The sequence below is a fragment of the Halomonas citrativorans genome, from assembly GCF_014898005.1.
In the GTDB taxonomy this organism is placed as follows: domain Bacteria; phylum Pseudomonadota; class Gammaproteobacteria; order Pseudomonadales; family Halomonadaceae; genus Vreelandella; species Vreelandella citrativorans.
Genome location: NZ_JABUYX010000033.1, coordinates 1 through 26,135 on the forward strand (window position 1 = coordinate 1; position 26,135 = coordinate 26,135).

Sequence of the window (26,135 nt, forward strand, 5' to 3'; positions counted from 1 at the left end):
TCATTTGCTATCCAATTGCACATCAGTGACCAGCGCCCACCCGTAAAGCTCAAAGCTGTTTTCCACGCTGTCACAAAGCAGCGTCAACGAAAGGATCGTAATCGCTGGTATAGTGCGCAGTATCCAACGCTTCGTAGTAAGCTGATCGCTGCTCTACCTTGATCAGGGCGGCACGGAATCCTGTTTTCATCAGCTCAAGGTCACGATAGAACCGACCTTCTTCCATCTTGGAGCCATCGCTACAGGTAGCTACGTCCTTTAACCCAAGGTCGATGCCGACAGCTCCCTGCCCAGTAGATGGCTTGACCTCTACGTCAACTGCGACGTTGAAGTACCAGCGGCCCAGGCTGTCTTCGTTGAAGGATCCTGAGCGGAATTTGTATTTCGACAGGCCGTAGCTATCCCAGACCTTGAAATGGTTGCCGTTGTGGAATACCTGCCCATTCTTCCACTTGGCCGCGCCGGTATTGACCGGAATCCAGCCAAGTGAGCGTCTCACACCCCGAGACTTACGCCACTGTAGGCGAGTCTTCTTGAATTGCTTGCGACGGACGACGTATTCGGCGGCAACACACTGCAAGGTCTGGCTGTGCAGGCCGAGGTCCTTGCCGGCACCTTTGGTATAGGGGTGCATGTCGTAGGCGGACAGAAACAGACCATTCTCCCGAATGGTTCGGGATGACAGTTCGTTCAAGTAGTTCTTCACGCTACGAGCCATGCGGTTCAGCTCTGATGCGTGTTTGTCCTTCACTCTGACCTTGAGGGTCTTGGTCTGTTTCATGCCTTAGAGTATACTTGGTCTATGGACAACAAACAAGCTATCAGAACAGGTCGCCACTGCGTTTCCCTTATGCACGCTCATTTGGTCTTCGTCACTAAGTACCGCGGCAAGGTGTTTAACGCAACCCAACTCACCACGCTGGAAAGGATATTGCGCGATGTATGCAAAGATTTCGAGGCAGATCTAGAAGAGTTCAATGGCGAGGAAGACCACGTACATCTGCTGGTCAACTTCCCACCCAAGGTGGCGGTGTCTCGGCTGGTCAACAGTTTGAAAGGTGTATCCAGCCGTCAGATGAAGCTGTACCACCCTGAACTAATCCAGACTGCTTACAGAAAGAACGCCCTTTGGAGCCCTAGCTATTTTGCTGGCAGCGTTGGCGGGGCGCCTATTTCTATCGTGAGGCAATACATTGAACAGCAGAGCAGGCCTACCTAGGGCCGCTTGTGCGGCCCACGCTATTAGAAGTACGGGGTTTTTCGCGCATTTTGATAAGGCAGATTGGTTCATGAATTTCTGGCATGGACATTATTACTGACGCCCTTCTACTATATCGTCTACTCGCGCTTCCTCGATATGCGGAAGGCGTACCAATTCCAGCTTGCCGCTTTGATTGATGTCGATACACTCAGCGGCTTTGCTGCAGGTGTCGAGCTAGAGCCTCAGCATGTCGGTAGGATGGTAGCCCGAGCGTGCGGTCGCCAGCCTCACACGTTCAAAGCTAAGAGCTTCGAGGTCGAGAGAATCGACGTACAGGTTGATCACGCAGATGGATATGATCGCTGGGAATCAGTTTCTCGGTAGACGGTGGTGACAGGTCGAGCATCACTCATGATTTAGCGTGCTATGCGATCAGGAATGCCTGAAAGCAGTTTTTGGAACGGACTTTCGGCATGTCACCGATGCCGAGGTGAGACGGGTGGTCGAAAAGCTGAATGACCGCGAAAACGACTTGGCTATATAGGATGCTGGCACAAGTGTTACTGGGAGAGTGCTCAGAAGCTCTAAATACCCCAGGTGCTGCACTTATTGCTTGAGTCCAAGATTGAAACAAGAAAATACCGGTCTTTTTTCCATCAGATCGGCTTTCACCGGACTATGCAGTAGAACACTGCGCCATTTGCATACGATAGTAGGTACCCTGCCGTGCCATCAGCGCATTGTGATTACCACACTCGGTTACACGTCCCGCTTCGAGCACAACAATCCTGTCTGCTCCCTGCACCGTGGACAGCCGATGGGAAATCACTATGACGGTACGACTCTTCACCAGATAATTCAGCGCGCCCTGCACTAGCGTTTCATTCTCTACATCCAGAGATGCGGTGGGCTCATCCAGTACAAGAATAGGACTATCTTTGAGAATGGCGCGTGCAATACTGATACGCTGGCGCTCTCCGCCCGACAGATTCCCGCCGCGTTCGCCCACAATAGTCTCATAGCCTTGCGGTAAGGCCTGCACAAACTCGTCACAATTAGCCAGGCGAGCCGCTTGCTGTACCTCTTCCCGGGTTGCCGACGGCCTGGCGATATGAATGTTGTGCAGCACCGTATCGTTAAATAAATAGACATCCTGGAAAACGACCGACACAAGCCCGCTTAATTCGGCTGCGCTCATGTGACGGATATCGGCGCCACCAATCCGTATCGCCCCACACTGAGGGTCTGCATAACGTTGCATTAGTTTCATTAATGTCGTTTTGCCGGCCCCCGATGGCCCGACGATAGCCGTCATGGAGCGTTCAGGAATAGATAAGGAGACATCACACAAACCGACCTTATTGCTATTGGCATACTGAAACGACATCTGGCTGAACTCAATTCCATAATCCCGGGGCTGCTGTTGCGGTTCAAACACAACCTGATTAGGCTGCGCTCTCAAGGTATCCAGATCGCCCATCGCTGATTCCAGCATATCAAACATATAGGTGTATAACACCAGACTGGATAATGGTTCGGCAAAGCGAATGACAATAACTAAAAACGCGCCAAGTAATGCCAACGGCAATTGCCCGATCATCACCAGATAAACACCAAGCAGCATCACCGTCAGCATCCCCAGCTCAACCATGCTCGTCATCAATAGATTAGGACTGGAGCCCAGTTGTGTATCCTTTCGCTGCATGGCTTCCAGATCGTCGAATCGGGCCTGCAAGCGATGACGCTGTGCGCTCTCCTGCCCTACTGCCTTCAAAATAGCCAAGCCCTGAATATATTCCACCGCATCTGAATATAATGCCTTATGCGCTTCATCAACGCCGCGCGCCGATTGACCGAAGGCCGGTCTTCTGCGGTGGTAGAAAAACACGATTGCTGGAAAAACGGCCAGCAGCGCTAACGATAACCGCCAGTCGTATGCAAGCAAAACGATAGCGACGATAATCGGCACGAGCAGCGACGTAAAAATCGCGTTGGCCACACCCAGAACATAGGACAGAGTACTATCCACACTGGTCAGTAGCGTATGGATCAACTCTCCTGAGCGCGCGCCCTGAATATCCTGCAACGGCATCTGACGCATCTTGCGCCCAAGCTCGGTACGCAAAAACTGCGTAATCATGATCATCTCGCCACGGAACTCAAAATGATAGGCACGCCATCGCAGCGCCGCTGAAAATGCAAAGCAAAGCGTAAAAATGCTTAACCAGACCAGCGCACTGTTCATATCATGAGTAATACACAGCGCGTCAATCAACGGTAATATGCTAGCCAACGCCAAACCTTGCAGAACCGCTGACAAACCTAATTTAAAGATACTAGACCGCAATGACTGGGCCCGATCACCCGCAGTACGCATCAGGGATTCCCAGGTTTTTCGTATTGGCGCGAACCTGCGATTCTCCATGGCTATTTCGGTTGTGTTCATACTGACGGCTCCTGGCCCGAAGTATCAATAAAGGACTGACGAATTGACCAGCCCTGAGCTCGCGTACGTTGCTCCCACATGCGATAATACAATCCGTTTTGGACGAGCAACTTATCGTGCGTCCCACGTTCACGGAGCAGGCCTTTTTCTAGAACTACGACCTGATCGACATCACGAATCAGCGACAGGCGGTGTGCAACCACTATGACCGTACGTGACCGCATCAATGCAAATAACGCCTGCGTGATAGCAACTTCATTTTCGGGATCGGCATAGGCTGTTGCTTCATCGAGCACGAGAATCGGTCGATCCAACAATACTGCTCGGGCGATTGTAATACGCTGGCGCTGACCCCCAGAAAGAAATACTCCACGCTCTCCGACCGGCGTGTCGTACCCTTTTGGCAACGGCATAATGAAATCGTGAGCTTGGGCAATTCTGGCTGCCTGTTCCACGTCCTTGGCTGACGCATCGGGACTGCCCAATCGGATGTTGTCTGCGATACTACCTGAAAAAAGAAAATTCTCTTGGAATACGAAGCCAACGATTTGCGACAAATCATCAAACGTCATATCCCTGATGTCCACCCCGCCTATCCGTATAGCGCCTTGGTCGGGATCCTGAAAGCGCGGCAGCATCGCGGCCAGCGTGCTCTTTCCGGCACCCGAAGGCCCGACCAGCGCAGTCACTGTGCCCTGCGGCACACTAAAAGATACCTGCTCCAGCGCAGCCTCGCCGGCTTCGTCATAGGCATACGAAACGCCGTCAAACTCGATGCTATAGTCGGCTGGCTTGCTGGCCTTATCAGCAGCAACTTCCCGGATAGTCGGCAAGTTGTTAAATTCATAAATGCGCTCAACCGGCTCTGCAATTTTCTGAAGAGTCGATTGCATAAACAGCAAGGGTAAGATGGTTTCCGCCAGTATGGCACTCACCAGCAGAAAGCCCACCCAGCGCCAAAGTTCCAACGTTCCGTCTCCGTAGAACAAGGCACCGATCCACAGTAGAAAAGTCAAAGTGAACAGCGGATTGAGCAGCACCATCAGCACATTGCCGAAACTGGCCACTTCGCGGTACCACCGCGACACAAACGCGGAGAACCGGTCCAGCGCATTCTGATAGCGACTAAACGTCGAATGCCCCCCATCAAATGTACGCACCACCGGCATTGCTTGGATGAACTCCACAATCGACGCATTCACTTCCTCACGGGCTTCTCCATAAACGTGAGTAGCCTGGCTATTATTGGCCGCGACCCGTCTGAGATAAAGCATCACGGTCACCAGAATCACAATCACCACTAGGGCTAGCCGCCAGTCCAGCCAAACGAGAAAGCCCAATGTGAAAAGCGGCGCAATCATTACGCGTGGAAACATCGGTGTCGTGTCGGCCACGAAAGCGTGTAGATCGCGGATGTCATCAACCAATACTTTGGACATTGCCCCGGTTCCCTGTTTTCGTATCGTCGCATTGGAAAGACGGGCAAAGTGCGCACTCAGTTGTTTGCGTAGGATATTTTCCAGACGAAACGCTGCCAGATGAGATAAGTAGAAAGCGGCCAAGCGCAGACAAAATGAAAGTACCACGCAGGCAACCATCGCAACGATCCAGTATCCCGCATGCGTAACCGCATTCTCTTCAAGATTCAGGATCAGAAATGCCAGAATTAGTGCTGTGCTCAACGAGGCGATTGTAGAGAGAGCCGAACATGCATATACCCAGCGCATACGCGCTCGAATGGGTTGGATCAGCTCCCAGACCCCGGGGCTGTGCGTCCCCTCGGGGGGGGTCGACTGTTGTTTATTCCTATCCGTCGCCTCGTCTTTTTTCATTACCACATCACCATCTCTTGTGTGTTCGCATCATTCAAAATTTCAGACTATAGTTAATACCCACCGAGCGACCTCGACCATATGCAGCCTGGGCCTCAAACTGGTTTGTCCATGACACAAGGGAATAGTATTGCTTGTTGAAAATATTCTTACTCCAAATGGTCAAGGCATGCGGACCTCGCTCCAGCCCGACTGATAGGTCTGCCAGGGTATACCCCCTCGCCTTGTAGGTATTGGCATTATCTCCATAATGGGAACCCATATGATTGACATCAATGCGTGAAGTCACACTTCCTATCGGAAAATGACGGCGGTATGTCGCATTCACGTTAGCCTGGCTTAAGGGCACTTGCATCGGTCGCACGCCCTCCAGTTCGGGATGATCATCCCAGCGGGTAATCACCGGATCGGAACGGCTGTACGATGCGCCCACCTCCAACTCAGGTGTTACCCTGAGATTGACTTCGGCCTCAAAACCGCGATTGCGCTGCTGGTCCACGCTCCAAACGGAATACGGCGACGCCAGAGTATAAACGGGGTTACTCGAGCGGGACTCGTAAAGCGCCACGGAAGTGTATAAACGGTCATCAAACCAGCGTCCTTTAAATCCCAGTTCGGCCGTTACCCCTTCTTCCTTATGATAGGTCGAAAGCTGGTCAATGACATAAATGCCGGTCGGGTAATAGCTTTGCGCTACGCTACCATACACCAGAGACTGATCGTTCAGGTGCCAGGTCGCAACGCCCGAGAGCAACAGCGTCTTGTCAGTCACAGAGAGGCTTTCTCCGTCCTGAAATCCTTTTCCTACACCATATGTTTTATCGATTTGATATCTTGCACCCAGCCTGAGATCAAACTTTTCATTGAGCGACCATGGCATCTGACCGTAAATGCCCACCCCTTGTTGTGTCTGATTTGTTCCATAATCGATATCACCCATCCCCAATATTAATTTGGTGGAATCATAACGATTGTAATAGCCATCCACGCCCGCAATCCATTGCAGGTCAGCATCTGTATTGCTACTGAAACGAAGATTTTGACTAAGCAGGTGATTATCCTGACTCGTAGACATTTCAGATTGCAGTAAGGGGTGATCACCGCCGTCCACATCTAGCAAACCATTATCACGGTAAGACGTCCACCCGGTAGTAGACTGGAATTCAACTCCGTTCAGATCATGACGAATATCAACGCTCGCCCCCCGTACTTGCGAGTAAGTGAAATCATCTGTGTCGTGGCTCAACTCTCCAAAGTCCAGCTCCTCGCCAATCACGCCCACATAGGAATTGTAATGTTGGTAAGGACGCATGGTTTGGGGATTGACAGTAACCAGCAGCGGTCCGCTCTCCCGGTAATTGTAGCCGTACGCATTGGCCACAATCCTGGTTTGATCTGTAGGCGTAAAGATACCTGTCAATGAAAAATTCTTACGATCCCGGTCCGCTGTAGTATTGCCGGTACGCACATTGGTCAGCCAGCCATCGTCCGTATTCATCGAAAATGCGCCGCTCAATGAAAATTCCTCGTTAAACACATGATGATAACGAGCATTTGTATTGACGTAACCGTCCGATCCCAACCCGAAACCCAGGGTGCCCTCGGACTCTTGCGGCTGCCTGGTAAAAATATTGATGGCACCTGACAGACCATTGTGCCCGTTCAAAATTTGTTGCGGCCCCTTCAGCACTTCAATCCGTTCGACATCACCTGAAATGGCCGGATTTTGCAATTCCACCAGACTTTGGGGAATGCCATCGATATTGACCGCAACGCTGCGACCAAAAATTTCCGAGAACTTACCAATACCGCGTATATAGGGATACTTGGGCCCGCCGGTCAATGAGCTGACCAAGGTGACGCCCGGAACGCGCGCATTCAATTCGGATAGCTCCGTCAGATTCATCGCTTCAATATCATCACTACGCAAAACGGCAATCGATCCAGCGGTCTTTGCAATCTCCTGATGAAAACCGAATCCCTGAACAATAATCGGCTCCAGTGCTTCGACCCCTGGCTCAGTTCCGGCAGACGTCGTGCCAACGGGCGTTGCAGTCTGTTGAGGTAAAGACGCTCGCACCGAAGAGGTCAGTAATTCGGCTGATTCCTGCTGCAACTGTGCCGACGCAGAATTGGGCAACACCATCCCTACTCCTGCTCCTAACGCGGTTAAAATCGCCACCCGGATAGGAAGCACCCCTTTGTTTATTTTTGATTCCATCGTTTCATTCCATGCGCTAAATGAAGGTTTAAACCACATTGACCACCACAGTTTCAGGCACGCGATTGTCAATCCTGCGCAGTACCCATGATAAGCGCGCGCACAAAACAATCGCCAGAAAACACTGGCTCAACAGATAGGCGTACCACCATCCTGCCGCGCCCATACGCGGGACCAGGATGTCCGTAAATGCCAGGACATAACCAAAAGGAAGCCACACCAACCAAGAGACGACCAAGTAAATCAGCATGACCGCAACGCCATCGTCCAAACCGCGCAACAAAAATGCGGCAACAGTGGTCGTCGTCAGGATCATCAGGAGCCAGGGAAGCAACTGCGCCAGTTGCCGCGCCAGCGGCAATAACGCCGCGTCGGGGTCATACAGTTGCAGGATAGGTTCCGGGTAGAAGCCGAGAAGCAATGCCGGCATCAACATTAATAACAGGCTGACAATCAAACATTTGGCCGCCATGGCAATTAACCCGCGTGAATCCATACTGCCACTGGACCGCGCGATCAGAATAGATGCGGCCATAGCCATACCGCCGGTTCCCACCAGCGCTATTCCCAAGATATTGAACGCCAAAGAATGTGCCCCGATGCTTTGCACACCCAATGAAGAAATGGAAACGCCCATGATACTCAGAATAAATAAATCGGAAACGAAATTGAATGCAACGGGAAGGCCTGATTTTGTAAAAAACAGCAGCTTGCGAGCAGAGCAGTCTTCTAGCCCCACTGGGGTTTTCCAGATCAAACGTATCTCGTGCTGCCATAGGCTGAACACCAATAGAATCACATTGATTGTTGAATAGTAAGCGACACTCGACAGTGCAAACCCGACGACTCCCATTTGCGGGAACCCAAAATGTCCCAGTACGATGGCGTAGATCACCAGTGTTTTTACCCCAAGCCCAGCCAGCACCGACGCGGTTACTAGCAAGGGGTAACTGAAAGCCTCAGCAAAGTTGCGACCCAGCAGGAAGAGCACATTTCCCAAAATGAACAAGGGTACGAAATAGAGATAAGTCCTGACCCCATCCGCAAGATCAGGTGTCACGCCAGATATGATCATGGCGCTTTCGCTAAACACGACAATGAGCGCGCCGAAAACCAGCGAAATTCCCACAGACACGACGATCGCCTGGCACAGAAACGGCATGATGCTGGCAGTGGCCCCCACTCCTTTCATTCTGCTCACCGCCGGCACGACCGCGTATACTAAACCGCTAACAAATGCCGTAGGCAAAGCCTCGATCAGTGTCCCGACTGAAATAATGCCAAGCATTTGCATACCGCTACGGCTTGCCATCATGGTTTCAACGAAACTATTGGCCATCTGCAACAGCATCGATAACACTATCGGCCCCGCCAAAAGCATCAGAGGCACAAACACTTTTTCCGAATACCGAACACTGCTGCTAAGTGGCGCTTCCTCGCCTAACATCTGTGTTTGACTTGTCATGAGGCTTCAACCCGTAAGACCTAAAGCATTGCGCCCATATCATAAGTAGATTGTATAAAACCTCTACAAACTATAAGACCTGCTTGATGATAATGATAATCTACATGCGAACTATTATCATATAGTATACTATTAAAAGTGTAAATGATATAATTCTTGTTGTTATCGCCCGCCCCGAACAAATTGCGAGCTGCATTTTTTGCTTGCAAAGAATTTCATTTATCCTGACTACGGCATGTCTGTGATCAGTCAATCATGCTATCTTCCGGAGAGTCGTATATGCCTTCAATCGAACCGGCAAAAACTTCCGTAAAGAAAACGTTTATACCATCAGACTTACAAAAAGCATTGCTAAACAGCTCGTTATTGCAGACAGATAACCAGCTCTACGTCGAACAACTCCATTTATCCGTCGACGGAAAATTCGATCTGGATGCATTCGAGCAAACTTGGCAGTGGTTGATCCAAAGGCATTCCGCCCTGCGCTCAGCCTTTGTTTGGGAAAACCAGTCGGATATCTGGCAAGTAGTTCTTAATCAAGCAAACTTGCGCATTGAACGTATACCGTTGGCTCCCGGCACAAAGGCACACGCTGACAAACAACTGCAACAGTTCATCGAAGAAGATGGGCAAAAGGGTTTTAAACTAGACGCAGCGCCACTGGCCCGCGTAACAGTGCTTGAAGAAAATCCGCAACGGCGCCATATTGTCATCACCATGCATCATGCGATCATGGATGGCTGGTCTTTTACCTTGCTGACTGAAGAAATGGCCTTTGGATACTTGGCATATATTGAGGGCAAGGAACCTGAGCTTCCAGTTCCGGCAGGTTTTGAGGTATACATTGACTGGATCCGGCAACAGGACTTCACAAGTGCAAAGCAGTTTTGGACACAGGCCCTGAGTAAGATCGACAGCGGCACAATCTTCCCCCGTTCGCTCGCGGCAGGCAAGCGTCAGGACGAGCGCTACCGTTTCCTCACTGACACTTTCAGTCAGGCAGAAAGTGTGCGCTTGCAATCCTTCTGCAAATCGGCGCATATCACAGGCAATATTCTTGTCAGTGCTGCATGGCTGATCCTTCTACATGTCTATTGCGCTCGTTCAAACGTGACTTTCGGCAGCGCTTACTCCATACGTCCATTAGATCTGCCCGGCAGCCAGAGTATTGTGGGGCCGCTGATCAATACAATCCCGATCAACGCAACCATAAACAGAGACACACCATTACAGGCATTTTTGCTGTCGCTAAGCAGCGACATGGTTGACTACCAGGTGCATTCGGCTTTACCGCTGACAAGCATCCTGGAGCACTTACCAGATCATGTCACCAGCGGCAGCGACAACCCGCTATTTGAATCATTACTTATTTCAGACAGCTTCGTCCACACCAGTGGAAACGACACCTCGGACGAAAGCGTCATGCACGTCACCAATCACGAAACGCCCGAACGGGTCGCCTATCCAGCCGTCGCCAAGTGTGATCTGCAACACATCCGGCTCTCCTATCATGTCGATCGACTGCAGCCTGGCATTGCACAGGACATGGTGCATTACCTGAAGAATCTGCTTCTATATATGGCTGACAAACCAGAAACAACGATTATGCAGGCAATCGACCACCTCAGCAGGCTTCACCCCACACCGGCCGGCCCCACCAACCAGGGTCGGGATACTCTATGTCAGCGAATACATCATAATGCGCTCCATTCACCCAACATAGTTGCTATCCGCGACACGCACAGCGAGATTACCTATGCCGAATTGTCGCAACATATTCGGACCATGGCAAAAAATCTGCGTGCGCAGCCCAGCCATATTATAGGCGTTGCCTTACCGCGCGACGCGAGGGGGTTAAGCAGCATGCTCGCCATCTTGGAATGCGGCGCATGCTATTTACCTCTGGATACGTCCTATCCTCCGGAACGATTGCGTTTTATCATTGAGGATGCGGCCCCTTCAACAATTATCGTCAACGACACTCAAACACTGCATGCTTTGCAGTTGACGTCACCTGTCAGGACAGTTACTTACGACGCGCTACACGCACAATCTGCGGACATCCAGCTACCAAACACTGATCCAGCGCAACAGATTCCCGAAGACGAACCAGCTTACATTATCTATACGTCCGGCTCCACGGGCCAGCCCAAAGGATCAATCAACACCTATCGCAGCGTACATGCCATCATGAATCTTTGTGACCGGCTCATGGATGTCCCTGGGCAGCGAGTATTGCAGTTTGCGCCGCTTAACTTCGATGTATCGCTACTTGAATCCGCCCTGGCTATCGCTGCCGGTAGTACACTAGAGATATTGCCGGACACGATGAAGACATCCGTTGACTTGGTACAACACTTTATCAAAGAGCATGCGATCAGTTGCGCCTGCCTACCCCCGGTTATGGCCGCAACGCTAACCCTCGACGTAGTCCCAACACTGCGCACACTTATGACTGTCGGTGAACCCTGCCCCCCTCTGGTCGCCAGAATGTGGGGGGAAACACGACGTTTTTTCAACCTGTACGGACCGACTGAAGCGGCTATTATCACGCTGTTCAATGCCGTTCATGAAACTGGTCACAACACGGCTATCGGCATGCCTGTAGACAACGTCGACATTGCCCTGCGTGACCATGATGGGCTGGTGGTGCCTCGTGGTGTGTCTGGTGAGCTGTGGCTGCACGGCGCCAGTGTGGGAGGCGGTTACCTGAATCGGCCCGATACAAATGACCGTGCTTACCGATATGGCGGTTATATGACAGGAGACAACTGCTACATCGACACCAACCAATTAGTTCATTTCATCGGACGCTACGACCAGCAGATACAGGTCCGCGGTTACCGCGTCGAGCTGGGCGAAATCGAACACACTCTTTGCCAAGTATTAAAGGCACGAGAAGCCATAGTGCTCACCAGCAATGACCAAGTTTTTGGCATTTCACTACATGCCTTTATCCGTGGACTCACTGCTTCGCAACAAAGCAACACCCAACTACGGTCTATGCTAAAGAAACATCTACCTGAACATATGTTGCCTTCGAGCATTCAGTTTATTACAGAATGGCCCTTGAACCGGAATCTGAAGATTGATCGTGCGACGCTGCAGAAGAAGATCACCAACACGGCTCAAAAAGTTGCCTTCGAACCATGCACAACCGCAACAGAACAGGTATTGGCAAAACTGTATTCAGAGCAGTTCAAAATATCGGTTGCGGATATTGGTCGCCATTTCGACTTTTTCGCCAATCGCGGACAGTCGCTACTTGCCGCTGCAGCGGCGCTCAAGCTTCGAAAAACACTGGCTTGCCCTGAGATTCCGCTCGATATCATTTACCAATTTCCACGTCTCGGAGAATTGGCCTATTATCTGGATGGCGCTCAAAACGATACATTGTCAAAGAAAACTGTTGGACACAATCATGCTTGATTCCCCTCAATCCGTTGTCAATCTATTTCCCCTGGCTAATTACGATCAAACCGCAGAATGCTGCATATATTGCCTTCCTTCTGCGGGTTCCAGCGCATCCATGTATGCAGCGTGGAGCCAGGCAGTGCCTAATTGGCTGACGGTCAAGGCGGTCGAATACCCAGGCCGCGGCACCCGAATAAACGAACCACTCACCCACAGCCCTAATCAGATTGTTGATGATATCACTACCGCCATCGTCGCAGACACCAGGCCGTTCATCCTGTTTGGACATAGCTTAGGCGCAGCTATCGCATGGTGCATCGTTGCTCGCCTGAAAGCACTTGGTCAGCTGGATCGACTTATATTGCTTGTCATAAGCGGACGTCCCCCGCCAGAGCATGTAGAACGGGATAGTAAGCGCCATGAACTTCCTCGCGAGCAATTCATTGATGAAGTCACGAAATACAGTGGTCTGCCAGACGACATTCGGCAAAATACGGAAATCATGGATTTCTTTTTGCCTATCATACGCAACGACTTCCATATGAACGATGTGTTGTCGCAAGAAACTCCTGACCCAATCGATATTCCGCTGCTGGTCTTTAGCGGCGCGGACGACGACGACACCAATATGCCTATGGCGATGCAAAATTGGGAAAAGTACAGCACCCGATGGGCAGGTCACACCCGCTATCCCGGAGGTCACTTCTTCCTGCGCGAAACGGATGTCATGAAGGACATGTTGAGCCGTATTTGCGAACATATAGATCTGCGAGAACGTAGTGAAATAACGGGTAGTGATACCGCAAGCACCATCGCTCAAAAACACTACCACACGGCGAAAGGGCTACGCGTCAGCTACCGTATTGAAGGGCTGGCCCATGGATTCCCGGTGCTAATGCTACACGGTGGAGTAGGTGCCTACCCGTTGTCCAAACCACTAAAGGAAATTGCAGCCAGCTTTAGTATTGCGCTAATTACTATCAATAGGCCCGGTTTCAATGGCTCAGATCTTGATCCTGAGATCAAACGACTGGAGACATTCGCAGATATAGTGCAGCCGCTGCTACTGCAGGAAAAGATAGTTAAATTTGGCGTGATCGGACTGTGTGCAGGCGCGCCTTTTGCCCATGCATTGGCAAATCGGTACCAAGACCGCATTGCAGGAGTCTGGATATTAAGTGGCATTCCCGATATTAATCTTCTCGAACAACATGGCCTGGAGATTGAAGAGCCCTTGAAGCAAAACCGAGATATCTCTCAAAACACACCAGAGGCCGAGTTGGGAACCCTGATCACACAAGGCATTCGTGAATTCCAACAGACCGTAGACCAAACTTCCTTAGACCCTAGTGCACCACCTGCCTGGGATGCCCGATATCATGCAAGCGGGATTCTGCTGGCTGACTATCTGGACATGCTGCAATGGCAGTTGCAGCAAAACTGCCTGCCTATGGCCCGCGAGTGTAAATTAATCTACCAGCCCTGGGGACTTGACCAAACGCAGCTAAATCTACCCATGACCTTCTGGCATGCCAAAGACGATTCCGAAGTTCCATTCTCAAGTGTAAAGGCCATGGTAGACCTGCTGCCCAATGCAACACTCATCGTACAGGAACAGGACTCGCACTATCCTTCCGATCAAACCATGCTGCAACTGTTCGATTCAATTCAGCAGACCACCAATGCTGGTGCTCTGACAAAGGATCCTGCCTGAAAGTAAAAATGAAACAGTGCTTTCGGCGGTACAGCGCCCGCCAGAGCGATTACCGACGATGGCAACCTTCCAGACACGCCTCTACTGGCCCACTCCAGGCTAGCAGGGGCAAGGTCCAACGTACACACCCGACACCCCGATCCTAGCCCGTTTACCCGGACTATCTTTTGCGAAGTGTCTATTTCGTGCAAATCATCGACCAGGCCCTGCCCCGTAAACTTCAAATAGGCTTCCTTGCGAGTCCAATAGCGCAGGAAAACAGTAGCCTTTTCATCTGCTGGCGCGGCTTCCCATATAAGGTATTCCGGACCGGCCAACACCGTATCTGCCAATTCAACATACGTCTCCAATGGCAAACTCTCGACGTCAACGCCTACACTTGACTTGGCAGCGCCAACAGCAATCGCCAAATGCGCACGACTGTGCGAAAGAGAAAATTCAGGCGCCTGGTGATGCACCGAAGGATCTAACATAGGTTTGCCCCTCGCTGACACAACAAACTGCAGCTTACTCGGATCGGGCTCTAGCATTGTCCAGGCTAGAAACATGCGCAATAGGCCATGCGCTATAATGAAGTCACGTCGCAATGTATCGGAACGAAATGCGTGAGCTCGCTGCTTTTCCGATGCACACAGTAAATCGTACCAAGGTGCAACAATACGCTCAGGCATCAAAGATTCGGAAGCATACCCAAGTGGATGCGTCAATACAAAATAAGCATCCATCTCCTTCAAAAATTGCATAAATACATACTAGTCGTCTTGCGGTCCCATAGAGTAAAAATAGGCATCTTGAATATGGCGGCTTTTTTTATTGAATTTATCACAATGACAACCTAATTTTAATGAAGACTTGTTGCAATTTATATTAATAGCCTGGGCTGCTATATTCTAACCTAAATGTCTCACGTGGTATAAATGAAAGTAGCTTAAAGTATTAAGGTTTCAGGGGCTTACACCAAAAAAAACCAGCAACAGCTTCCAAAACGATACCTGAAAACTCAGCCTGGTTACGGCGTATTTCACGGGAAACGGGTAGATGGAGCTCGCTCCAAGATCCGGGAAATTTGCCTCGGGTTCATGCCTTGGCCACGGCCCACCAGGAGAGTGACACGTTCTTCAATACTGAGTTCGACGTAGGACATGGAGCAAGACCATAGCTGAAGAGTCTGGTATTGCACCCAGCTTCTGCGACCAAACTCATTGTTCTGCGAGTCTTCCGCATTTTTATTAAATGCAATCAATTAAGACTTTGATCGCACAAGTGTAGAACTGCCTCGATAAAAAAAACATCCACTCAACGCAGTCAACAGGCTGGCCCCGATGAATGGAAGCGCATCTCCATAGGTCCAAGTGCTTTGCACGCCAACGCTATACAGATAACTGACGACTATCGGACCGATTGCATTTGCCACACTTGCAATAGATACCAGAGCACCCTGTATTTCGCCCTGCTCGGAGGGCAGCACCGCATTTGAATAAATGCTGTTGATCGCCGCATTGCTGACAGACCCAAGCGTATATGGAATGAGCGCCAGATAGAAGAACCACGGATGAACTGACACAGCAATCAATAACATGCCCGTTCCAAACATTGCATATCCGACAAAACATGACTTTCGATTACCCAATTTTTTATAGGCAAAGTCCACGACCACTGTCTGCACCAGAACCATGAGTACACCAATCAAAACCAGAGAGTTAGCAATTTGCTGCTCATTCCAGGAGAAACGGTATTTAGTAAAGAACGCCCACAAGACCAGCGGTGCCTGAAACGCTAGCAATATGCAGAAGTGGGTCAAAAACAGCCAGGACATACCTGGATATTTTCTAAACTTATTGATGGAATTCATTGGGTTGGCTATTTTGAAAGGACGCCGGCTTGCGTCGCTCAGCGGCTCTCGGAATCCAAACAGGATAAAGAAAAAGCAAAATGCACACATGAGTGCCGCCACCAGAAACGGTACCCTGAGTCCGTAGCCAACGGTTACGCTGCTGATCGCCGGCCCCACAATCATACCCAAACCAATGGCGCCATACATATAGGCAAAATTGCGAGTTTTGTTGTGCTTCTCACTGATATCGGCAATACTTGCCATAGAAACGACTAGCGATGAGCCAGTGATGCCGGCAATAACGCGGCCAAGAAACAATACCCAGATACTGTCGGCAATAGCAAAAATCAGGTAGTCAAGGACAAAGATGGCAAAGCAGACCAGTAATACACGACGTCGACCAAATCTGTCTGACAAGGACCCCATGATTGGTGCGAAGAGAAACTGCATAAGTCCGTAAGTTCCTACAAGCCAACCAGCAATTTCGGTGTTGTGTGCAAGGGTGTCACCAGTGATGGATTCAAGCAGGGCCGGAATCAAAGGCGCAATCAATACGACACCAGCCTGATCCATCATCACTGTCAAAAACAGGCAGAGCAAAATGGTTGCCGTGGATTTGCTAGCTTGAGTGTGAGAAGCTTCGTTGCTCATTCATTCTTCCAATTGTTGGCTCAATTTACGTCCACATGCATACCCAATTGCCGGAGCATGGACTGCATTTCGTCGTCACTCATCTGGGCTGGCTGCACTGTGGAACATTCGACCGGAGTCTCAGAAACGCACCTTTGTTTCGCCTCTCTCATCAATTGCACAAGCAGGTCTTTCATCACCGGCGTCTTCAGAATGTCTGTGGGCTTGATTGATATCCCGCTATTTGCCAGCTCACGACTGATCTCAAGTGCTTGCAGCGAATCGCCCCCAAGCGCAAAGAAATTGTCATCTACCGTGATGTCCTGATTCAGGATGATTTTTTTCCATGTTTGCAACATGGTTTCTTTCACGTCTATTCCAGATTCGGTTTGAGGTGGTCGACTGCGGGCCGGGTCGGGAGCCGCTGCGCTGTTTTCGGGTCTGTTCTGCGAATCCTCGTCGGGAGTAATCCAGAAGGCATGGCGATCCAGCGCAGGTACCGGCAGATCAACCACATTGCCCTTTGGTATGACTGAATTCAAATCAAACGTCACGCCTTTTACCCAGGCTGCACCGATAGCTTTCATGACGGAATCATGGGTGATCTGATCGTTCTGATCGGTACAGGAAATCACGCACGCCGAGGGATAGTGCATGCGAACTAGAGTGCCCATTGCGTTTCCAGGACCAACCTCCAGAAATACCGGCTCTTCGCCCTGCTGTTGCGCCTGATGCATTATGTCAGTAATGCCACCTGCAAAATCCACTGTCCCACGCAAATGCTGCACCCAATAGTCTGCATCTAATACGTGTCCTACTGGCAAAACCCTTCCGTTTACGTTCGAGGCCAACGCGACAGTAAGCGGTCCGGGCTCAAAATCGAGCGTTTCACGCCACTCAGGTAGAGTTTTCTGCATCAGATAACTGTGAAAGCCCCGGCTTACCGGCAGTTTTCGACAGCGGATCATATGTGTTTTACAGTAGGACATCGCTGCGTCTATTCCAGATTTTGAACCTGAGATAACTGTTTGCATTGGGCCGTTTACCGCAGCCAGATCTGCATGAATTGCTTCCTCATGCAGTAATACTTCGACCCGCTCGCGCGGCAGGGAAAGTGCCAGCATGGCGCCGGAGCCGGTCGCTTCCATCAGCCGTGCTCGTGCATCGAGAACGCGGGCAGCCTCCGCTTTCGGCAAGGCATTGGCAGCGTATGCACCAATCAATTCGCCAAGACTGTGACCTGCCACAACCTGTTCGTGTAGACCCGCTTCCTGAAACACCCTACGCAAACCCAGGCACAGTACGAACAGGGCAGGCTGACTCCAACGCGTCATTTGAGCATATTCGTCCGCCTGCACACGATCACCTTCTTGCGGAAACAGCCAGCGACGCAAATCCGTGCCGAGAAAAGGCGAGAACTCAGCGCTAAGACGGTCTACTTCATCGCGGAACCCCTGGTGCCGATGGTACAGGTCCTTAGCAACGTTGCTCCATGGACTGCCTTGTCCGGGAAATAGCATAACTAACCGAACCGGTTTATCAGAACACTGGCCACGAACAAGGTTTGTGCCAGCTTGTGGAGAGAGCAGATCGTTCCCGGCCAAGGCAGCACGACACTTCAATCGTGTCCGGCCGTGAGCGAGTGTGTAAGCTACGTCCCCACGGTCTATCGAAGGATCCTGCGCGACCTTTTGCTGGGTTGTCTCAATGTATCGATCCAGTGCTGTATTCGAACGGGCTGACCACAAATAAAGAAGCGCGTCCTGACGGGATGGCCGAGAAGTCCGGCGAGGTGGCGTCGCAAGAACTACATGTGCATTAGTACCACCGAAGCCGAACGAACTGACGCCGGCATGTAACGGCCTGTGCCGGGGAAGCGCCGCGCCCGTATTACAAATGAAAAATGGCGTACGCTCCAGTTCCAGCGCCGGATTCGGCTGTGTGAAATTGAGCGTCCCGGGTAGCCAGCAATCATGCAAAGCCAGTGTGGCCTTGATGAGGCCTGTAACGCCACTGGCCACATCCAGGTGGCCTACATTGGATTTGACTGAACCCAGTGCACAATATTGTCGCTGTGAGGTTCCATACGCCAGCGTCAGGGCCTGTACTTCAATCGGATCGCCCAGAGCAGTTGCAGTTCCATGCCCTTCAACGAATGCCACGTCTTCGGCGCGTACATCGGCGTTATGCAAGGCATCACGTATGACTTGAGCCTGGCCGCTCACACTGGGTGCAGCAAACCCGGCACAATCGGCGCCATTGTTATTCACTGCACTGCCCTTGATCACCGCATAAATCTTACTGCCATTGGCCAGTGCATCTTCCAGTCGGCACAGAGCAACAGCTCCCACGCCATCACCAAATATCGTGCCATCGGCATCCGCATCGTAGGGTCGACACCTGCCGTCTGAGGACCTGACTCCACCCGGCGTGTACAGATACCCAACCTCTCCCAGCCCGGTAATGGTTGCACCACCTGCCAGCGCCAGATCGAGTTCGCCATTCAGTAGAGCCTGGCATGCCTGATGAACCGCAACAAGAGATGTCGAGCACCCCGACTGTATGGTCATTGAGATGCCGCGCAAATTCAGCTTGTAGGCAACCCTGGTCGCAATGAAATCCTTATCGGTTCCCATCAGGATCTGCATAATGTCCCGGTTGGCAAACTGGGTGGAACCCATGATATTATGCAACAGGTAAATACTCACACTGGTTCCGGCAAACACGCCAGTACGAATATCCTGGCTTTCCGGATCAGGCAGACCACAGTGATTTAAGACTTCGTGGCACACCTCCAGAAATACCCTTTGCTGCGGATCCGTGATCATGGCTTCGGCATGATTCATGCGGAAATAATCGGCGTCAAACAATTCTGGCTGCGGCAACACTGCACAACGAAAGATGTAGTTCGGGTCGTCAAGATGCTTCTCGTGCGTCGTCCCACGCAGGGCATCCGGTGCAATACCCTTGATGCAGGACTCAGAATTTCTGAGGCGATTCCATAGGCCTCGCACGTCCAGACCGCCCGGAAAGCGACCAGACAACCCGATAATGGCGATATCATTGCTGTGCATGCCCGTGTTCCTTCTCGTCTATCTGTGTTGCGATGGCAACCTGGTCATTCAGCAGGAAATCGATGTCCGCAGCAGTACTCAGGGGATTGAGCAGCACAGCTCGCAACAGCGTCAAAGACTGACCTTGGTACTGTGGTACAGGCCGGAAAGTTCTTGACACGAAACTGTCCCCTTTCTGACGTTGCAACTTTTGCAACGAGACATTGAAGGCGCTAATCTCCTCATTGTCTTCTGCGGAGAGCGTACAATTGCGGTACTCTTCAGGCAGGTAGCGGTAAGCCAGTAGATTCATTGTTGGCGCCACAATTAATTCAAACTCAGGGCGCGACTCGATGGCCTGCGCCATGTAGCGCGCACGGGCCATCGAGTCACTGAATAACACGTCATAACCGGTTTTACCGATCACATGCATGGCTGCATGCAAGTACAGCGCCGTTGCGGGGCGCGTGCCTTCCAGCGTAAACCTGCCCTGGTCAAAAGAGGTTGGCCGCACCGCATAGGGCGCGTGATGCATGGTGATTTCGGATAATTCAGGGTCGCGAAAAAAAAGAATGCCGCAACCGATGGGCAGCATCAACTGCTTATGCCCATCAATTGTTACCGTGTCCGCAAATTCAATGCCTTCAAGCAGATAACGGTTACTTTCACTCAACACTAGCCCCCCGCCCCAGGCCGCATCCACATGGAAGTGCACATTTGCCCGCTTGGCTAATTCACTCAGCTTACGCAACGGATCAACACTTCCATAGTCCGTCGATCCAGCGACAGCCACCAGACATATGACGCGGCGCCCTTCTGATTCACAGCTGGAAATGGCTTGTGCAACCGCGCCTAGATTGATCTGGTACTGGTTATCAACTGGGACTTTGTACAATTCGGCACCTAGAAGTTCAGCGGCCTTGTCAAACGAATAATGCATCAATTCGGAACCAATGATAACTGGCCGGATCTTTGCTGCCGACCGGTCTGATTCTACAATCGGCGTATTCATTTGAGCGCGCTGCAACGCCGTCCATACCGCGCATATATTAGCCAGTGTGCCGCCGCTGGTGAAAATGCCCAGCGTAGAGGAGAGTGTCTGTAAGTAACGTTGATAGAAAACATCGCTTCCACGGTAGATTTCGCGGTGAAACATGCCGATAACCTGTCGCTCCAGAAACGTGAGCCCGCGACTTGTCTCCATCTTGACCACGTTCTGGTTCAGAGTCTGGATCAATCGTCCGATTTCAGGTAGAAACTGCGGAATGGGTGCGGTCATATGGCCCAGATAACGTGGCGATGCAAGGTGCGAACAGTGCGGCAGAACATCGCGCTCAAGGGAGGTCAGATAGGCTTCAAGAGAAATACCCTCTCTGGGCATATCGAAATGTTTAAATTTGGCACATATGTCGAAAATCGAGTTACCATCTGATGCATCTGATGCATTCAAAAACCGATCACAACTGTCATCTACGCGCATTCTAATTGCCGCATTATCATCAGAACGATACAAGGCGCGAAGGAATTCCGTTGTCCCATCAGTATTGCGATTTTTGTTGGCTTGTGCATTCAAATCGAAAGTCATGTCCATGGTGAATTCCTCTATTCATAAACGATAAGGGGCTCTGGCCTCGACAAAATCATTGTCCTCGCTTTGGCGTCTTTACGCTCGAACGTGCTGTCCGACGCCGGCGCACATCTGATTTTCTGGCAGACAACGTCACGGTTTGCATGTCTGACTCGCCCTGCGCCATATATTGGGTAAGTCGCGTCACTGTGGGGTATTGGAGCAGCACTGCCACATCCAATGTTATTTGCCCTCGTTCCCTCAAATGACGTTGTATTTGCACCAAAGAAATCGACGTCGCACCCAAATCGAAAAAATGGTCATCCGCCTGAACTTTTTCCAAACTAAGTACAGCTTTAAGGGCGTTTTCGATTCTTTCCCTGCATTCGCTAATCGACAGTATCGGAGACTTGTCACCTAACGATGGCGATACCGTCACGCCTGGAAGGGCGGCCAGACCCTCGATACCGATGAAGAAATCGTCGTTCGTTCCCGCAAGACGCCAATGGTGCAACCGTGCCTGTTCAGGTTCAAGCAAATGCAATCCGTGAGAGGCAAGCTGGCCCGCGTCCAGACCGTTGCGTGACATGCCCACACCTCGCCATGCACTCCATCCCAGCCAGCAAACCTGCTCCCCCTCCGCTCGCATCGAATGCGCCATATCAAGCAATGCGCCATTCGCATAGGCATAGGCACCCGAGAGAGGGAAACCGCAAGCGGCAACCACAGACCCGTAAAGCACCCACTGAGCTGGCGCCGATTTCTGGCTCATTTTCAGTGCCTTCCTCAAAACCTCCAGTCCCTCTACCTTGGCGCGCATGGTGCGAATCAACGCATTGTCTTCCAGTTGCGAAGACAGCCCCGTTTCCATAGTTCCCGCCAAATGACAAATAACATCGAATGTCGTACCTTCAGGCAGCGCCTCCTCAAGTCGCTGCGAGGTTTGCCTGACCATGCTCAGGTCATCTCGGATCCAGTGCATTTGCGCTTGAGGCTGCCCGTCGTCCAGCCATGGCGGGGCATCCGAACGGCCCAACAGCCATACCGTGGCGCCGCGCTCAACGTAGTCTTGCGCTAATAGCCACGCTAGCGCGCCACCACCACCGGTAATGAGAACGTTTTGCGGTTGTGTTGCTGTTATCTGGACGGCAGCCGCCTCACCCAGTGTCAGGCACGCCCAGCCTTCGGTAGTCTGTCGAAACCAACCCGCTTGTACTGGCCATTCAGAAGCCGCATCCGCAGCGGATGAACGTTGTATCATTTGCACTTTCCAACCGGGATTCTCCGCGCAGTAGGAGTTCAGCAGTCCGAACAGTCCCCAGTAGTGGCCTTGCGGCTTTTCGGACAACATCACCCTGAGCAGTCGGGTCGGGGTAGGAGAATGCACCCCAGATGTCGCGGCAAATTGACGGGATAGGTCGCGCAGACATCCAGGGAGTTGCTGCATATCAAACGATGCGTCCGCCTCCCAAACCACAATGTCTGCATACTGCATTTCGTCGGGCTGCTTAGGCGGCGTCCATGTCTGCCAGTACGCTTGCCGTAAGGGCACTGCTTGACCGGAATCCTGATAACGCGGCAACGCATTCTGAAGTAATTTTTGTGCCATCTGGACCCGCTGGATTTTCCCACTGGTCGTTTTCTGGAAACCGTGTCGCGCAAGAGCCACGATTTTTTTCGGCACCAGACCAGTCTCGCGCACCAGTATATCTCGAATACGATCATCAATTGCCCGCGTACTGGTTGTACCCTCCACCGGAACATAGCAGATCGCCACCGCTTCCTGGTCGACATCACGCCAGCTTAATGCAGCAACATATGTAGGCATGATGCCTGTTACGCTTTGCACCTTCTCTTCCAGATCGAAGCAAAAGTAATTGATACCATTGACGATGAGCACTTCCTTTTCCCGTCCGGTCAAATACAGACAGCCGTTGGCTATAAAGCCATTGTCCCCCGTATCAAACCAGCCGTCATGGGTGTACGCACTGTCATTGATTTCTCGTGCGTTGTGATAGCCTCGCATGAGCGACAAGCCTTTTAGCTGAAATTTTCCAACCTGGTATTCACGCAGCAACTGACAGTTGTCGTCTATGATCCGAATATCCATACCAGGTATGACCTTGCCCAGAGAGGCAAAACTGCTGGCGCCTACCTGCATACCGTTTCCAGCCAGGGACAGGCTATCAGAACGGACTTCGTGTTCCTGGGGCGTAGCGTAAGTAATACAAGTACAACATTCGGCCATTCCGAAGCTGGCCACCAAGCCCTCTGGCGCAAGACCAAAACGACCCGCGCTCCGGCGAAACGCATCCTGAGTCGCTTGCGTTACCATCTCACCCGCATTCAGCAACTCGCGTACATGTCCAAGATCAACGGATGAGTCAGAATCAACGGCATCCAGCGCTTGGACAGCCAAATGAAATGCGAAATTCGGCGCCCATCCATGCGTCACCTTCAAGTCAGACATGAGCTGCATCCAGCGCAAGGGCTGCTGCAAGATATAGCCGGTGTCGACGTGAACCTGATCACGCCCCAGATAAATGTCGCGCAAATGAAAAGTCAGGATAGGCACGATATGATCGAACGGAAGCCAATTCAACGTGCGCTGATCAGCATCGTAATTCCGTGCCTGGCTAGTCATTTCCATATACGCCAGTACTGCCTCGTGTCTTTCTTCAATACATTTGGAGCGTCCCGTACTTCCAGCTGTCAATTGGAAAAACGCTGTTGTTTCAGGCTGAGGGTCAGCCAGCGTCACAGGAGGCGCTTCGCCCAGTTGCCTGGGATCAACAATCCGAAAGCCTGGACATTCTCTCAGTAAGACACGCCATACCTTGGGGTCGCAAGCCGGGGCGATCACGAGTGGATGCGCCAGCGTTTCCCATGTAGCCTCGAGTTTGTCCAGACACGCTTGAGCATCCATGCCGATCGGCGCAGCTACCGTCACGGGAATGGCCCCTAGCAGAATAGCTCCCCACAGCGTTATCAGATAATGGCGTATGCCCCCTGCCACTAGAATGACAGGATCGCCTTCATTGACCCCAGCACGATTCAGTCGGCCAGCATAGTCGCGTGCAAGCCGATCTAAACGGGCATAAGTGAGCACCTCCGTGCCCTGCTCATCAATAATCGTAATACCGTGATCCGGGTACTTTTCGACTGTTCGTGCCAATGCCTGTGGCAGATTGCGCGGACGCGACTCCGGCAACCTAATCGCCCCACCACGCGTCAACGCATAGGGCGCCAACAGTAGATCGCCAACCGTTTTATGCTCCAGCAATGTGTCGCAATAAATTCTCAAAAACCGCTGCATCGTTGCCAGCATGCGCATGATCGTACTTTCGGCGAAGTACGCGCGGGCATACTCAAAGTGAACAACCAGTTTTTCCCCATCGTGCAGCGTCTGCAGATTCAGGGGGAATTTGGTCTCTCCAACCTGAACGGATTCGACCTCGCATTGGACCCCTGGCAGACTGAACCCTGCATAAGGCACATTCTGATGAATGCACAAAACTTCAATTAGCGGATCGCTGCCGCGCTGCAGATTTTGCAGTGCACCGAAGGGAATATCCTGATGCTGCAGTGCCTGTCGCCGCCGTTCGACCACGCCATCGAAAAACACCTGCAAGGGCATTGTGTCATCCACGGCAGTCCTGACCGGCACGGTGTTCGCCAGAAAGCCAACCATTTTCTCCAGTTCCGGGTGCAGATGGCGTGCAGCCAGTACTGTGCCGATCACCAAATCCTGTCGCTTGGTGAGCTCATGCAAAGCCAGCGAAAAGGCGGCCAGGACGACGTCATAAATTTCGTTCGAACGCTGTCTACATATTTCAGGAAGCACCGTAGCCCATTGCTTGTCCAGTGTCTGAACGAGCGTAGCTGATTCGTAAACCGACACGCCGTCAGGCAAGTCCGGTAAGATAGAAAATTCGAGCCTGCCCGGCAATTGGGCCAGATAGTCATGCCAGAATGAAGCCAGCCGTTGCTGTCGTTCGACGTCACCCAGCCAGCTGCGGCGCCATGCCTCATAATCAACCAATTGGAAAGCCATTTCATCGGGTGCACGACCTTCATATAAAATGGCAAGATCCTGCAATAAAACACCCACACTCCAGCCGTCGGCAATTATATGATGCATACTCAGCACGCAGGCATAGCTGTCCTGCTCTGCCTGTAAAAGTGAGACGCGCAGCAGGGGCCCCTGCTCTAAATCAAATGGCTGTGCCGATAGCCGCGCCGCTTCGATCTCGCTTTCCTCTTGCAGATCGCCACTGATGCGCCGATATTCTGGCATCAGCCAAACATCCGGCTCTATTTTGAGCGCGGGTTCGACCAGGCCAGCTTCGTTACGCTGCTCAACAAAGCGATAGCGTAAGGCTTCATGTCGTTTAACCAGCAGATTCAGTGCGACAGAAAACTGCTGCAGATTCAAGCAACCGTGCATTCGCAGTACGAATGTCATGTTGTAGCTGGCTGCATCGGGGCGGCTTTGTTGGTATGTCCACAACCCCAGCTGGTTCTCGCTTAACGGGAATACAGTGGGGCGCTCTACCAGGGGAAGAATATCCGCCGTATTGCTGATATTTTTTTCTACCTGTGCTGACTGGCTGGCGATAGTTGTTGCATTCATCAGTTCACCCATGCTCACATCCGCCTTGAACTCGATGCGCAAGCGGCTAGCCAGTCGAGCGAGCATGAGGGAGTGGCCACCCAGTGTAAAAAAGTTCTGATGTGCACCGATCGGCTGCTCGCGTT

General features: G+C 51.6%; 13 protein-coding genes and 2 pseudogenes. 4 read left to right on the top strand and 11 right to left on the bottom strand.

Translation table 11 applies throughout. The annotated features are described in order from the left end of the window. Positions 1–70 precede the first annotated feature (70 nt). Positions 71–781, bottom strand: a complete 711-nt coding sequence (locus tag INT20_RS16810) for a hypothetical protein (RefSeq protein ID WP_225734486.1) — start codon at positions 779–781, stop codon at positions 71–73. A 21-nt stretch (positions 782–802) separates the two neighbouring features. Between INT20_RS16810 and tnpA the strand changes: the two genes are divergently transcribed. Together tnpA and INT20_RS18430 are read left to right on the top strand one after the other, a co-directional pair. After that, a complete protein-coding gene (tnpA, locus tag INT20_RS16815; RefSeq protein WP_192536200.1) occupies positions 803–1,219 on the top strand; it encodes an IS200/IS605 family transposase in 417 nt (138 codons plus the stop codon). A 439-nt stretch (positions 1,220–1,658) separates the two neighbouring features. Next, positions 1,659–1,818, top strand: a pseudogene (locus INT20_RS18430) (IS30 family transposase); the annotation flags it as partial. 59 nt (positions 1,819–1,877) lie between these two features. Here INT20_RS18430 and INT20_RS16820 read toward each other — a convergent pair. The 4 genes from INT20_RS16820 to INT20_RS16835 are packed head-to-tail and all read right to left on the bottom strand — an operon-like array spanning position 1,878 to position 9,165. Continuing rightward, positions 1,878–3,647, bottom strand: coding sequence for an ABC transporter ATP-binding protein (locus tag INT20_RS16820; RefSeq protein WP_192536199.1), 1,770 nt, complete (start codon positions 3,645–3,647; stop codon positions 1,878–1,880). Continuing rightward, positions 3,644–5,479: an ABC transporter ATP-binding protein gene (locus INT20_RS16825; RefSeq protein WP_192536198.1), complete on the bottom strand. Its 1,836-nt coding sequence runs from the start codon at positions 5,477–5,479 to the stop codon at positions 3,644–3,646. Before INT20_RS16825 ends, INT20_RS16820 begins: the two co-directional genes overlap by 4 nt. A 34-nt stretch (positions 5,480–5,513) precedes the next feature. After that, a complete protein-coding gene (locus tag INT20_RS16830; RefSeq protein ID WP_192536197.1) occupies positions 5,514–7,700 on the bottom strand; it encodes a TonB-dependent receptor in 2,187 nt (728 codons plus the stop codon). 28 nt (positions 7,701–7,728) lie between these two features. Then, positions 7,729–9,165 carry an MATE family efflux transporter gene (locus INT20_RS16835; RefSeq protein WP_192536196.1) on the bottom strand — a complete coding sequence of 479 codons (1,437 nt, stop codon included), beginning with the start codon at positions 9,163–9,165 and terminating at the stop codon, positions 7,729–7,731. A 279-nt stretch (positions 9,166–9,444) separates the two neighbouring features. On the opposite strand from INT20_RS16835, the gene INT20_RS16840 reads away from it, so the two are divergent. Beyond that, a complete protein-coding gene (locus INT20_RS16840; RefSeq protein ID WP_192536195.1) occupies positions 9,445–12,594 on the top strand; it encodes an AMP-binding protein in 3,150 nt (1,049 codons plus the stop codon). Continuing rightward, the gene (locus INT20_RS16845; RefSeq protein WP_193057363.1) at positions 12,575–14,293 is read left to right on the top strand and encodes an alpha/beta fold hydrolase; all 1,719 of its coding nucleotides are present in this window, start codon (positions 12,575–12,577) and stop codon (positions 14,291–14,293) included. Before INT20_RS16840 ends, INT20_RS16845 begins: the two co-directional genes overlap by 20 nt. On the opposite strand, the gene INT20_RS16850 is transcribed toward INT20_RS16845, so the two are convergent. The 6 genes and pseudogenes from INT20_RS16850 to INT20_RS16875 all read right to left on the bottom strand — a co-directional run bounded on the left by INT20_RS16850 (position 14,248) and on the right by INT20_RS16875 (position 26,121). Then, entirely contained in the window at positions 14,248–14,766 is a 519-nt protein-coding gene (locus INT20_RS16850; protein ID WP_192536193.1) for a 4'-phosphopantetheinyl transferase family protein, read from the bottom strand. The two genes, INT20_RS16845 and INT20_RS16850, sit on opposite strands and share 46 nt — an antisense overlap. 532 nt (positions 14,767–15,298) lie before the next feature. Continuing rightward, positions 15,299–15,437: pseudogene (locus INT20_RS18420) on the bottom strand (helix-turn-helix domain-containing protein); the annotation flags it as partial. 99 nt (positions 15,438–15,536) lie between these two features. Continuing rightward, a complete protein-coding gene (locus tag INT20_RS16860) occupies positions 15,537–16,778 on the bottom strand; it encodes an MFS transporter (protein ID WP_192536191.1) in 1,242 nt (413 codons plus the stop codon). A gap of 20 nt (positions 16,779–16,798) precedes the next feature. Next, positions 16,799–19,831, bottom strand: coding sequence for a type I polyketide synthase (locus INT20_RS16865; protein ID WP_192536190.1), 3,033 nt, complete (start codon positions 19,829–19,831; stop codon positions 16,799–16,801). Further along, on the bottom strand, positions 19,818–21,401 hold the full coding sequence (locus INT20_RS16870; protein WP_192536189.1) for an aminotransferase class V-fold PLP-dependent enzyme: 1,584 nt from the start codon (positions 21,399–21,401) through the stop codon (positions 19,818–19,820). Before INT20_RS16870 ends, INT20_RS16865 begins: the two co-directional genes overlap by 14 nt. 49 nt (positions 21,402–21,450) lie before the next feature. Further along, positions 21,451–26,121 (bottom strand): SDR family NAD(P)-dependent oxidoreductase, encoded by a 4,671-nt coding sequence (locus tag INT20_RS16875; RefSeq protein WP_319643866.1) that lies wholly within the window; start codon positions 26,119–26,121, stop codon positions 21,451–21,453. Positions 26,122–26,135: the final 14 nt, after the last annotated feature.

Bases quoted from the DNA above. Each gene is read 5' to 3' on its own strand.
- INT20_RS16810 (WP_225734486.1), bottom strand. From the start codon at position 781: ATGAAACAGACCAAGACCCTCAAGGTCAGAGTGAAGGACAAACACGCA.
- tnpA (WP_192536200.1), top strand. From the start codon at position 803: ATGGACAACAAACAAGCTATCAGAACAGGTCGCCACTGCGTTTCCCTT.
- INT20_RS16820 (WP_192536199.1), bottom strand. From the start codon at position 3,647: ATGAACACAACCGAAATAGCCATGGAGAATCGCAGGTTCGCGCCAATA.
- INT20_RS16825 (WP_192536198.1), bottom strand. From the start codon at position 5,479: ATGAAAAAAGACGAGGCGACGGATAGGAATAAACAACAGTCGACCCCC.
- INT20_RS16830 (WP_192536197.1), bottom strand. From the start codon at position 7,700: ATGGAATCAAAAATAAACAAAGGGGTGCTTCCTATCCGGGTGGCGATT.
- INT20_RS16835 (WP_192536196.1), bottom strand. From the start codon at position 9,165: ATGACAAGTCAAACACAGATGTTAGGCGAGGAAGCGCCACTTAGCAGC.
- INT20_RS16840 (WP_192536195.1), top strand. From the start codon at position 9,445: ATGCCTTCAATCGAACCGGCAAAAACTTCCGTAAAGAAAACGTTTATA.
- INT20_RS16850 (WP_192536193.1), bottom strand. From the start codon at position 14,766: ATGTTAGATCCTTCGGTGCATCACCAGGCGCCTGAATTTTCTCTTTCG.
- INT20_RS16860 (WP_192536191.1), bottom strand. From the start codon at position 16,778: ATGAGCAACGAAGCTTCTCACACTCAAGCTAGCAAATCCACGGCAACC.
- INT20_RS16865 (WP_192536190.1), bottom strand. From the start codon at position 19,831: ATGCACAGCAATGATATCGCCATTATCGGGTTGTCTGGTCGCTTTCCG.
- INT20_RS16870 (WP_192536189.1), bottom strand. From the start codon at position 21,401: ATGGACATGACTTTCGATTTGAATGCACAAGCCAACAAAAATCGCAAT.